General features: G+C 70.1%; 10 protein-coding genes and 1 pseudogene. 7 read left to right on the top strand and 4 right to left on the bottom strand.

Features of this window, described 5'->3' with window-relative positions; translation table 11 throughout:
* Positions 1–193 precede the first annotated feature (193 nt).
* Genes RN743_RS15165 through RN743_RS15155 form a run of 3 tightly spaced genes read left to right on the top strand, consistent with a single transcriptional unit; the run spans position 194 to position 2499 of the window.
* Complete coding sequence (locus tag RN743_RS15165; protein ID WP_310781057.1) at positions 194–952, top strand: creatininase family protein; 759 nt, start codon at positions 194–196, stop codon at positions 950–952.
* Positions 953–997: 45 nt separating this feature from the next.
* Complete coding sequence (locus tag RN743_RS15160) at positions 998–2146, top strand: amidohydrolase family protein (RefSeq protein ID WP_310781055.1); 1149 nt, start codon at positions 998–1000, stop codon at positions 2144–2146.
* Positions 2143–2499 carry a hypothetical protein gene (locus RN743_RS15155; protein WP_310781053.1) on the top strand — a complete coding sequence of 119 codons (357 nt, stop codon included), beginning with the start codon at positions 2143–2145 and terminating at the stop codon, positions 2497–2499. The genes RN743_RS15160 and RN743_RS15155 overlap by 4 nt, the downstream gene beginning before the upstream one ends.
* Positions 2500–2520: 21 nt before the next feature.
* On the opposite strand, the gene RN743_RS15150 is transcribed toward RN743_RS15155, so the two are convergent.
* Positions 2521–3027 (bottom strand): DinB family protein, encoded by a 507-nt coding sequence (locus RN743_RS15150; RefSeq protein WP_310781052.1) that lies wholly within the window; start codon positions 3025–3027, stop codon positions 2521–2523.
* A gap of 208 nt (positions 3028–3235) precedes the next feature.
* On the opposite strand from RN743_RS15150, the gene RN743_RS15145 reads away from it, so the two are divergent.
* A complete protein-coding gene (locus tag RN743_RS15145; protein WP_310781050.1) occupies positions 3236–3472 on the top strand; it encodes a type II toxin-antitoxin system prevent-host-death family antitoxin in 237 nt (78 codons plus the stop codon).
* 2 nt (positions 3473–3474) lie between these two features.
* Positions 3475–3861, top strand: coding sequence for a type II toxin-antitoxin system VapC family toxin (locus RN743_RS15140; protein ID WP_310781048.1), 387 nt, complete (start codon positions 3475–3477; stop codon positions 3859–3861).
* A 22-nt stretch (positions 3862–3883) separates the two neighbouring features.
* Here RN743_RS15140 and RN743_RS15135 read toward each other — a convergent pair whose 3' ends face one another.
* Genes RN743_RS15135 through RN743_RS15125 form a run of 3 tightly spaced genes read right to left on the bottom strand, consistent with a single transcriptional unit; the run spans position 3884 to position 6261 of the window.
* Positions 3884–5359 carry an SDR family oxidoreductase gene (locus tag RN743_RS15135; protein ID WP_310781047.1) on the bottom strand — a complete coding sequence of 492 codons (1476 nt, stop codon included), beginning with the start codon at positions 5357–5359 and terminating at the stop codon, positions 3884–3886.
* A gap of 19 nt (positions 5360–5378) precedes the next feature.
* Positions 5379–5735 carry a hypothetical protein gene (locus RN743_RS15130; protein WP_310781045.1) on the bottom strand — a complete coding sequence of 119 codons (357 nt, stop codon included), beginning with the start codon at positions 5733–5735 and terminating at the stop codon, positions 5379–5381.
* Positions 5736–5781: 46 nt separating this feature from the next.
* Positions 5782–6261, bottom strand: coding sequence for a hypothetical protein (locus tag RN743_RS15125; RefSeq protein ID WP_310781043.1), 480 nt, complete (start codon positions 6259–6261; stop codon positions 5782–5784).
* 135 nt (positions 6262–6396) lie between these two features.
* Here RN743_RS15125 and RN743_RS15120 point away from each other — a divergent pair, with 135 nt between their 5' ends.
* Together RN743_RS15120 and RN743_RS15115 are read left to right on the top strand one after the other, a co-directional pair.
* Complete coding sequence (locus tag RN743_RS15120; RefSeq protein WP_310781042.1) at positions 6397–10116, top strand: FG-GAP-like repeat-containing protein; 3720 nt, start codon at positions 6397–6399, stop codon at positions 10114–10116.
* 78 nt (positions 10117–10194) lie between these two features.
* Positions 10195–10761 (top strand): annotated as a pseudogene (locus RN743_RS15115) (hypothetical protein); the annotation flags it as partial.

The raw sequence follows: 10761 nt of genomic DNA, 5'->3' as shown, positions 1-10761 counted from the left end.
CGTGGCTCCGCGGTGATGGAAGAGCGGAAGCTCGAACCCGAGGAGATCGAGCGCCTGCGCGAGATCCTGGAGGAAGGATGACCGGCCGAGGGTAGCGCGCCCGCGCGGGTCGGGGGATCTTCGGCTGGCGACAGGCTGCGGGACCTGGTGTCCCAGCCGCCCTTCCAGCCCAGCGAGCCGGAGCGTCACCCGAATGACTGCCGAAATACGGATGGAGCGGATGACCTCGCCCGAGATCGGGGCGGCGATCGAGGCGGGGGTCACGACCGTCGTCGTCGCGGCGGGGGCGGTGGAGCAGCACGGGCCGCACCTGCCGCTGTTCGTGGACGCCGAGCACGGGGACCGGCTCGCGGTCGAGATCGCCCGGCGGCTCGGCGGGGCGCTCGTGGCGCCGACGATCCGGGTCGGCTGGTCCGCGCACCACATGGCGTTCCCCGGCACCGTGTCCCTCGAGAAGGCGACCTTCCTCGCCGTGTGCCGGGACTACGCCGTCAGCCTCGCGCACCACGGCTTCCGGCGCGTCTGCTTCGTCCCATCCCACGGAGGGAACTTCGCTCCGCTCGCCGAGGCGCGTGACGCGTTCAACGAAGCGGCGGGGCCCGACTGTTCCGTGGACGTATACGCGGACCTGGGCGAGGTCATCGGCGTCTGGCGCGGTGTCGCGGAGGCGGAGGCGGGGCTCGGGGGCCGCGTAGGCGGCCACGCGGACATCGCCGAGACGTCAATCATGATGGCCATGCACGACGGGATCGTCCGCGAGGAACTGGCCGAGTGCGGACGCCTTACGACGCCCGAAGAGGAACCGGAACTCATCCGGCGCGTGCTCAGCGAGGGGTTCGCGAGCGTGACGCCGAACGGGATCCTCGGCGACGCGCGCGGGGCGAGCGCCGAACTCGGCGAGAAGATGATCGCGGCGCTGGCGGATCGCATGGCCGCGCACTTTGGGGCATAGGTTCGGCTCGGAGGCTGGTACGGACCTGAAGATGGAGACGACGGGATGAGGGACGCGCGGACGGGGATGGCGATCGCGATCGTGCTGGCGGCGGCGACGCCGGCCGCGGCTCAGGTGCGGCGCGGCCCACCACCCACGCCCCCGGACACCTCGCCGCCGATGACGGTCGAGGCGTACGAGCCCCGCTCGACGCTGGTCGTGCCCGAGAACCCGGTCTCGCGCGCGGCCTTCCCCTTCGTGGATGTCCACCTGCACCTCAACGGGACGATGCCGCGCCCGCAACTCGACCAGCTCGTGCGCGACATGGACGCGCTCAACCTCGCCGTCGGCGTCAACCTGAGCGGCGGCACCGGCCCCCGGCTCGCGCACCAGATCGAGGCCTTCGAGGCCGCGTATCCCGGCCGTTTCGTCGTGTTCGCGAACGTCGACTTCAGCGACATCGGGAACCCCGAATTCGGGGCGCTCGCCGCGGCCCGGCTGGAGGCCGATGTCGAAGCCGGCGCGCGCGGGCTCAAGATCTTCAAGAACCTCGGACTGTGGCTCACCGATGCCGCCGACCGGCGCGTCCCGGTGGACGACCCCCGCCTCGACCCGATCTGGGCGAAGGCGGGAGAACTCGGCATCCCCGTCCTCATCCACTCGGGGGACCCGGCGTCCTTCTGGGAGCCGATGGACGAGCGCAACGAGCGCTGGCTCGAGCTTCGCGTGCGGCCCGGCCGCCGGCAGACCGGCCCGCCCTCCTTCGAGCTGGTGCTGGAGGAGCAGTTGAACATGTTCCGCCGGCACCCGGGGACGACGTTCATCGCCGCGCACCTCGCGTGGCTCGGCCACGACCTCGGCCGCCTCGGGCAGCTCCTGGACGAGATCCCGAACATGAACGTCGGACTCGGCGCCGTGATCTACGAGCCGGGCCGGCAGCCCCGCTTCGCCCGCGGGTTCTTCATCGAGTACCAGGACCGGATCCTGATGGGGAAGGATTCCTGGGCGCCGGACGAGTATCCCACGTACTTCCGGGTGCTGGAGACCTCCGACGAGTACTTCCCCTACTACCGGAGGTACCACGCTTTCTGGCGCATGTACGGCCTCGACCTGCCGGACGAGGTCCTGCGGAAGGTCTACTTCGAGAACGCGCTCCGGATCATCCCCGACATCGACCGAAGCCGCTTTGGCACCGTTGGAGGGGACGGGGGATGAAGGATCCGGCGAGGCGAGCCCTCGACGCCTACAGGAAGGCGATGTCGAAGGAAGAGGCGTACGACGCGGCGTACCGGGCGCTGTCCCACGCCACTCTCGCGGTGAAGCGGGCGGAGGAACGGCTGGAAACGGCCCGCGAGGGGAAGACGGACGCCGCGGCGCTGGTACACCGGACGGCCGGGGCCTTCGTCGATGCCCTCAGGCACGCCGAGGAGGCGTACGCGGCCGCGGAGGAGGCGGGGGCCGTTCGCGATCGGGGCCCCACCGAGTTGAACGACGTGAACCGCGAATCGATCAGCCGCCAGGCCGACAAGGCGAGCGAACTGCGGAGCTGGCTGAAGCTGCTGGACTGACCGCGGCGCCGCCCCTTCCCGTCACATCTCCGGATAGTCCGCCGTGGGCCCGAACATCTGGGGCACCGGCACGTCGAGGAGCCGCAGGTAGACGCCCAGTTGCGCGCGGTGGTGGATCAGGTGGTCGAGGACGAAGCTCCGCAACACGACCGCCTTGGGCATCGAGAAGCGATCCTCGCCCGCCACCTTGAGCGTCCACGTGCCGGCGAAGACCTCGTCCGGGGTCGCCTCGATGGTCTCCCGCGCCGCGGCCGCGCTCTCTTCGAGCGCCGCGACGAGTTCGGCCGAAGACTCGAGTTCGGGATTCTGCGGCGGTCCGTCGCCGTCCGGCGCGACGTCGAACTCGGACATGGTCAGCGTCGCCACGGTCCAGTTGGGCAGCATCGCGACGTGGGTCGCCAACGCGCCGAGCGTCCACGACTTCTCGTGCGGCCGCCAGTCGAGGCGGTCGTCGGGCACGGCTTCCAGCGTGGCGCGGCAGCCCGCGACGATATGGTCGAACTGCATGAGGGTCTGTTGAGCGATCATGGGAGACTCCGTTGTGGGTGCGCGGTCGCCGCCTTCCGGGCGGTGACGGTCCAGCGGGCGCGGTAACCTGCACTGCCCGCCCGGTGGAGGGAACCTTGCGGGCCGACGCGGTGCCGAGACTTCGCCCGGTTCTTCCGGAACGCCGGCGTCTTGTTCGCCATCGCAACTTGACTAGGTTTCTAGCTAGATATTGAGTTCCGGAGGAGAGATGTCGCACGTCGTGAACGTTCATGAAGCCAAGACACAGCTCTCTCGCCTTCTGGCACAGGTGGAGGCTGGAGAGGACATCGTCATCGCTCGCCGCGGCGAGCCGGTGGCACGGCTGGTGGCCTGCAAGCCGGCCGGCAAGCGCCAGCCGGACGTCCTGAAGGACCGGATCGTGATCCCGGACAGCTTCTTCGACCCGCTGCCGGAGGAGGAACTGGCCGCCTGGGAAGGCAGATAGCGGTGCGCGCGTTGCTGGACACGCATGCGTTTCTCTGGTGGATCGCGGACAGCGGGCGGCTGTCCCGGAAGGCTCGCCGTCTTGTTGCGGACGAGACGAACGACATCGCCGTCAGCGCGGCATCCGCCTGGGAGATCGCGACGAAGCACCGGATCGGCAGACTGCCGGGTGGCGAGGCAGTGGCCCTGGACGTGGCGGGCCGCATATCCGACCAGGGGTTCAGCGAACTTCCGATCAGCGTCAGCGACGGGGAACGCGCCGGGCGCCTGCCCGGCCCGCATCGGGACCCGTTCGACCGAATGCTCGCGGCGCAGGCTCTCGCGCGCGGTCTTCCGATCATCTCGATCGACGGAGTATTCGATCGCTACGGTCTGGACCGACTCTGGTAGCTACTCGCGCTTGCTCGTGTCGTCAGGTCCCTTGCGGGGGCCGCGAATCGCTGCGCTGCGCGATGCCGCGGAGCATCCCCCGGAAGATCAGCCGGTGGATGGGGTACAGGAGATGCCAGTACAGCAGGCCGCCAAGGCCCAGAGGATCGAAGATCGCGGTCTGCGTGATCCGGCTGCCTGCCTTCCGAGGTTCGACCTCGAACTGCAGCCAGGCACGGCCCGGGACTTTCATCTCGGCCCGCAGGCGGAGCAGGCGGCCGGGTTCGACGGCCTCCACGCGCCAGAAGTCGAGCGGGTCGCCGGCGCGTAGCGCAGTCGGATGCGGGCGCCCGCGACGCGTGCCGACCCCGCCAAGGAGGAGATCGGCGGATCCGCGGAGCTCCCAAAGCCAGTTGGCGTAGTACCAGCCGTTCGTGCCGCCGATGCGCTCGATCGGCGCGAAGGCGCGCTCGGCACTGACTTTCACCTCCGCCTGCTGCCGGTCGACGATCCGGGAGCCGAAGCGCTGCCCGCCCCAGAACGGCTGCCCGCCGCTTGACGAGACGGCGTCGCTCCACCGCGTCCGGGCCATGGCGCCGTCTTCCTCACTCAACGCCCGCTCGATCGCCTCGCGCACATCGAGGGGACGGATCGGGAAGCGATCGAGGGCTGCGGCATCGCGCACGACCGTCTGGGTCCGCAGGCTGGTCACGAGCTTCCGGCCCACCCGCGCATACACGGGCGTGACGAGACCGAGCCACAGGCTCGAGAGTCGCGGACTGAGGAGGGGGATGGGGACCATTACGCGCCGCACGCCGGCTTGGCGGGCGTACTCGTGCATCAATTCGCCGTAGGTAACCCGTCCTGGCCCGCCGATCTCGAACACCGCGCTGCGCTCCAGATCGAGATCGAGCCCGTGGATCAGGTAGGCGATGACGTCGTCGATCGCGATCGGCTGGGCCGGCGTACGAACCCAGCGCGGCGTGACCATGAACGGCAGTTTGTTGACCAGGCTCCGCAGGAGTTCGAAGGAGAGCGACCCCGATCCGATGATGATGGAGGCGCGGAACTCCAGCGTGGGCGGCCCTTCGGCGGCAAGGATGCGGCCGACTTCCTGCCGACTCGCGAGGTGCGGCGACAACTCGCCGTCGCCGATGAGACCGCCGAGATAGATCACGCGGCGCACCCTCCGAACTCGCGCGGCACGGGCGAAATTGCCGGCACCGAGGCGATCCTGTTCCTCGAAGTCGGCTTTCGATCCCATCGAATGGACGAGGTAGTAGGCGGCGTCCACGCCGAGGAGCGCTTTAGAGAGCGAGTCGGGATCCAGCACGTCGCCCGCGAGGATCTCCGTCCGGCTCGAGAACCGGTTGGAGAGATACCGGGGGTTACGAGCGAGACAGCGGACCCGTTCTCCGCGCGCCTCGAGGGCCGGGACGAGCCGTCCACCGACGTACCCGCTCGCTCCGGTGACGAGAACGCGACGCGGCCGCCGATCCTGGCTCGCTGGGAGGGACAATTGTGGCGCCTGCCGCGGGTCAGTCGTCGCGCTTGCCGGTGTCGCCGCGGCGGATCTCGAAGTCGCGGCGGTCCCGGTACAGGAGCGCGCGGTTGAGGATGTAGTCGCCGCCCTCCACGTCCATGTCCGCGCACTCCGTCATCGTCCAGTACTTGTAGTCGCCGAGGAACAGGTACTCGCGCGTCTGGTGGAAGAAGCGGCAGGTGACACCCTCTCCCCGCCGGATGCGTTCGCAGAAGGCGGCGAGGAGTTCCTGCTGCCCGTCCTTCCCGGTAACGACGTACTCGTGGGGCCACGTCTCGCGGTACGTCACCGCCTCGCGCCATGGGGCGCGAGCGATCAATTCCATGATGTCCGTTTCGGAACGATGGTCCATTCTGATATCGGCTGATTGCAGGTTTTGGCGTCGGCTGATTGTAAGGTCAGGGGTCGACGGCTGTGCCGATCCGGCGGAATTCCAGCGTGCCGATGTTCAGCACGGTCGTGCCGCTCTCGATAAGCCCGGTGATATGATCATCGGACCGGATGCGACCGTCGAAGCGCTCCGAAGACTCGCCGTAGTCGAGCGTCAGGAGGACCCTCGAAGGCTCGTGCACGCCGCTCACGGTGCCGGAGGACACCTGCTCGGCGGGGTGGGGGAGGCGGCGGAAGTCCGTGCGGCTGACCCGGCCCGAGACGCTGCCCTGCCCGTCCTCCCGCAGCCAGAGCTGCCAGGACACGCCTCCACCGTCGATCCGACTCACCGCGCCGAGCCAGCTCCCCTCCAGCGGCCTCTCGGCCGGATCCGTCGCGAATCCGCACCCCGCAACCCCGACGCAAAGGCTGAAGAATACAACCGCTCCCGCACCCCGGCGGATCGCTCGGACCGCGGCTCCCCCGGCTATGGCAGACCTCCGCTTCATGTGACGCCCTCCTCCCCCGGTTCGGGGGAACGCGGGTGCGCAATTCCCGCGACATTGCCAAGTGATATGATAAAGCCCGCTCGCTCGTTGTGTCTCGTGTACGGAGCGAGTCGATCCCGAACCCGCACGAGGTGCATGCCCCACATTCATCAGGACTCCCGGCTATTCGTCCGCGTCACGTTGCTCGCGGCGGCGGCGCTCGGCGGCGGGTGCGGGCCGGGGGCGCTCGACTGGGTCGAGGAGGACGGGTATCGCTGGGCCGAGCTTCGGGTGTCGGGGGACGACGAGCCGGGATTCGAGCGACTCGACCCTTCGGAGACCGGGATCTCGTTCGAGAACGTCGTGACCGAAGAGCAGTACATCGCGAACAGCCACTACCTGAACGGGTCCGGCGTCGCGGCGGGGGACGTGGACCGCGACGGGCGCGTCGACCTCTATCTCGCGGGGATGGACGGGCCGAACCGGCTCTACCGCAACCTGGGCGGCTGGCGCTTCGAGGACATCGCCGAGGAGGCGGGGGTCGCGGCGGCGGACCGCTTCTCGACGGGCGCCGTGTTCGCCGATGTGGACGGCGACGGAGACCTCGACCTGCTCGTCAACGCGCTCGGCGGCCCGAACGCGCTCTACCTGAACGACGGTACCGGCCACTTCACGGACGGCACGGAAGAGGCGGGGCTCTCGTCGACGCTCGGGAGCATGTCGATGGCGCTCGCCGACATCGACGGGGACGGGGACCTCGACCTGTACGTGGTGAACAACAAGGTCGCGACGGTACAGGACCTCTTCCCCCCCGAAGTCCTTCAGCCGAGCAACCTCTACCGGCAAACCGGGGACGGGTTCGAGATCCTCCCGGAGTGGCGGGAACACTTCACGCTCGGCGAGGTGCAGGACGGGATGGTCCCCCGGCTCGAACTCGCGGAACCCGACCGGCTCTACCTGAACGATGGGACGGGACGGTTCACGCCGGTGCCGTGGACGGAAGGCGCGTTCCTCGACGAGGAGGGGCAGCCGCTGGCGACGGATCCGCTGGAGTGGGGACTCGCGGCCCGTTTCCAGGACATGGACGGGGACGGGGATCCCGACCTGTACGTCTGCAACGACTTCCACAGCCCCGACCACATCTGGATCAACGATGGGGCGGGGCGCTTCCGGATGCTGGCGCCGCTCGCCATGCGGAACACGAGCTTCGCCTCCATGGCGGTGGATTTTTCGGACGTGGATCGGGACGGGGTCGCGGATTTTTTCGTGGCGGAAATGCTGAGCCGGGAGCAGCGGCTGCGCATGAAGCAGATGGTGGGGGGCGAGCCCGATCGGCCGTTCGCGGGACGGATCCGCAACCGGCCGCAGAAGCCGCGCAACACGCTCTACGTGAGCCGGGGGGACGGGACCTTCGCGGAGGCCGCGCAGTTCGCGGGCCTCGACGCGTCCGGCTGGTCGTGGGGAAGCACCTTCGTGGATGTCGACCTCGACGGGTTCGAGGACCTGCTCCTGGGGACCGGGCACTTCTACGACGCGATGGACAAGGACGCGGCGCAGAGGGTGGGCTCGATGGACTGGCGTCAGCGGATCCTCGGCTTCCCGCCGCTACGCCTCTCCAACGTCGCCTTCCGCAATCGCGGAGACCTGACCTTCGAGGAGGTGGGGGAGGCGTGGGGTTTCGCGGGGGACGAGGACATCACGCACGGGATGGCGGCGGCGGATCTCGACGGGGACGGGGATCTGGATATCGTGACGAACCGGCTGCTCGCGCCGGCGGGGGTGTACCGGAACGTGGGGCGCGCGCCGCGGGTGGCCGTGCGGCTCGTCGGCAGGGGGCTCAACACCGGGGGCGTCGGCGCGCAGATCCGTCTGTCGGGGAGCGGGTTGCCGGCGCAGACGAAGGAGATCGTCGCTGGAGGGCTGTACCTCTCGGGTTCGGAGGCGATGGCCAGCTTCGCCGCGCCCGGCGGAGAGATGACGATCGAGGTCGTGTGGCGAGACGGGACGGTGAGCCGCGTGGAGAACGTCCGCACGAACCGCATCTACGAGATCCGGGAGCCCGCGGCCGGAGGGGCGGCTGCTGCCGGGACGGCGGATCCGGAGGCCCCCCTGTTCGACGATGTGTCCGACCTGCTCGGGCACCGTCACCGGGAGAACTCGTTCGACGACTTCGCGCAGCAGCCGCTCATCACGTGGCGCCTGGGACAGGGCGGCCCGGGCGTCGCGTGGGGCGACATCGACGGTGACGGAGACACGGACGCCCTGGTTGGCGGCGGGGGCGGGGCCGGCCTCTCGGTCTTCCGCGGCGACGGCGGGGGCGGGTTCGTGCCGGATCGGGGAGCACAAGGCGGCGGTCCGGCCGGGCCGGCGCCATCCCCGGGCGACCAGACCGGCCTCGTCATCGTCCCCGGCCGGGCCGGCGCCTCGGTGGTCGTCGGAACCGCAACGTACGACGGCACCGACCGGGCGGCCCCCTCGGCCACGGTGCTGCGGGCCTCCGGCACGGCGCTCCGCGAGGCGCAGACGCTCCCGGCGGCCGAGTCGAGCACCGGCCCGCTCGCGGCGGCCGACGTCGACGGGGACGGCGATGTCGATCTGTTCGCGGGGGGCCGCGTGGTCCCCGGCCAGTATCCGGCCGCGGCGACCTCCCGCCTCTTCCTCAACGAGGGCGGCCGGTACGTCCTCGACGCGTCGAACGCGGCGGTGCTGGCCGGCGTGGGCCTCGTGTCCGGCGCCGCCTTCAGCGATGTGGACGCGGATGGCGACCCGGACCTCCTGCTCGCCATCGAGTGGGGACCGGTTCGGCTGCTCGTCAATCGCGATGGACGATTCGAGGACGCGACGGCCGCCTTCGGACTCGACTCGCGAACCGGGTGGTGGAACGGGGTGACGACGGGAGACCTCAACGAAGACGGGCTGCCCGACCTCATCGCCTCCAACCGGGGACTCAACTCGCAGTTCACGGCGAGCCCCGAGCATCCGGCCACCGCCTATCACGCCGACCTCGACAACGACGGTTTCCGCGACGTGATCGAGGCGCGTTACGACGAGTTCACGCGCTCAATGGTGCCGGTGCGGGGACTTCTCACGCTGGCCGGCGGCCTCCCCTTCCTTCGCAACCGCATCCAGGGGTTCGAGCACTACGGGCAGTTGGGCGTTAACGAGATCCTGGAGCAGCCCGCGGACCTCCTGCCGACGGTCGAGGCGACGACGTTGGCGCATACCCTGTTCATCAACCGGGGCGGATCGTTCGAGGCGTTCGACCTGCCGCGCGAAGCGCAGTTGGCGCCCGCCTTTCACGCGGGGGTGGCCGACATGGACGGGGACGGGCACGAGGATGTCTTCCTGAGCCAGAACCTGTTCGCGCTGCGGGGCGAGGCGGACCGGAACGACGGGGGGCGCGGCCTGTGGCTGCGGGGCGACGGAACGGGGGCGGTGACGCCGGTCCCGGGACAGCGGTCGGGCATCGCGGTGTACGGCGAGCAGCGGGGGGCGGCCTTCGCGGACTACGACGCAGATGGGCGTGTGGACGTGCTCGTCAGCCAGAACGCGGCCGGGACGAAGCTGTACCGGAACACGGGCGCGAAGCCCGGGCTGCGCGTCCGGCTGCGGGGCGCCCCCGGCAACCCGGCCGCCATCGGCGCCGCCATCCGTCTCGAGTACGCCGGTGGAGCACTCGGTCCGCTGCGAGAGGTGCGCGCCGGCGGCGGCTACTGGTCGCAGGACGATCCGGTTCAGGTGATGGGACTCGCGGCGGAACCGGCTGCCGTCCGCGTCCGCTGGCCCGACGGCTCGGAGACCGTCACGCCGCTCGACGCGCCGACCCCGCTCGAGGTCACGATCGACGCGACGGGCGCGCTCACCGCCCGCCGCTGACGGCCTGCCTCCGCGCCTGCCTCCGCCGGCGCCGACGATGTTGACGCTGTGTGCCAGGTTCGCGACGTTCTCGCTCCGATGCGAGACCCTCCGAGGATTCCCGCCCCCTTTCGCCTGACGGCCCCTCTTCTGTCCGTCGGCTTCGCCGCGTGCGCGTCCGGCGTGTCCCACGATCCGGGAACCGTCGACGGAGAACCGCTGGAAACGCCCTTTGCGGAGACCTTCAGCGTCGTCGAACGGGACGGTTATCGCGTCGTCGACATCGAAGCGTCCGTCGTCACCTGGGGCGGATCGGCCGGCGGGCCGCCGCAGCGCGCCCGGCTCGTGCTCGTCCCGAGAGGCCTGGAGCCGCCCGCCCTGACGGGGGATCTGGCGGGCGCCTCGCTGATCCGAACGCCCGTCCGGCGGATCGCCGTCAACGAGCAACCCCAGGAGGCCATGCTGCGCGTACTCGGGGTCGAGGACCGGATCGTCGCCGTCGGCGGGCACAACAGCTACCACGATGACCTGCGCCGCAAGGCACGCGCGGGTGAGATCCAGCAGATCGGCTACGGCTGGCACATGCCGCCGACGCTGGACGCGCTGGTGGCGGCCCGGCCCGACGTGCTGATCGCGCGCATGGCCGACCTCACGCACACCCAGCAC

It is taken from the genome of Candidatus Palauibacter scopulicola (genome assembly GCF_947581915.1).
In the GTDB taxonomy this organism is placed as follows: domain Bacteria; phylum Gemmatimonadota; class Gemmatimonadetes; order Palauibacterales; family Palauibacteraceae; genus Palauibacter; species Palauibacter scopulicola.
Note: the sequence above shows the minus strand (reverse complement) of the source record. Positions and strands in the feature narration are given on the sequence as shown.

What these genes read in the sequence shown, in the direction of transcription:
- RN743_RS15145 (WP_310781050.1), top strand. Translation starts at nt 3,236, where the DNA reads ATGTCGCACGTCGTGAACGTTCATGAAGCCAAGACACAGCTCTCTCGC.
- RN743_RS15165 (WP_310781057.1), top strand. Translation starts at nt 194, where the DNA reads ATGACTGCCGAAATACGGATGGAGCGGATGACCTCGCCCGAGATCGGG.
- RN743_RS15130 (WP_310781045.1), bottom strand. Translation starts at nt 5,735, where the DNA reads ATGGACCATCGTTCCGAAACGGACATCATGGAATTGATCGCTCGCGCC.
- RN743_RS15155 (WP_310781053.1), top strand. Translation starts at nt 2,143, where the DNA reads ATGAAGGATCCGGCGAGGCGAGCCCTCGACGCCTACAGGAAGGCGATG.
- RN743_RS15160 (WP_310781055.1), top strand. Translation starts at nt 998, where the DNA reads ATGAGGGACGCGCGGACGGGGATGGCGATCGCGATCGTGCTGGCGGCG.
- RN743_RS15120 (WP_310781042.1), top strand. Translation starts at nt 6,397, where the DNA reads ATGCCCCACATTCATCAGGACTCCCGGCTATTCGTCCGCGTCACGTTG.
- RN743_RS15150 (WP_310781052.1), bottom strand. Translation starts at nt 3,027, where the DNA reads ATGATCGCTCAACAGACCCTCATGCAGTTCGACCATATCGTCGCGGGC.
- RN743_RS15125 (WP_310781043.1), bottom strand. Translation starts at nt 6,261, where the DNA reads ATGAAGCGGAGGTCTGCCATAGCCGGGGGAGCCGCGGTCCGAGCGATC.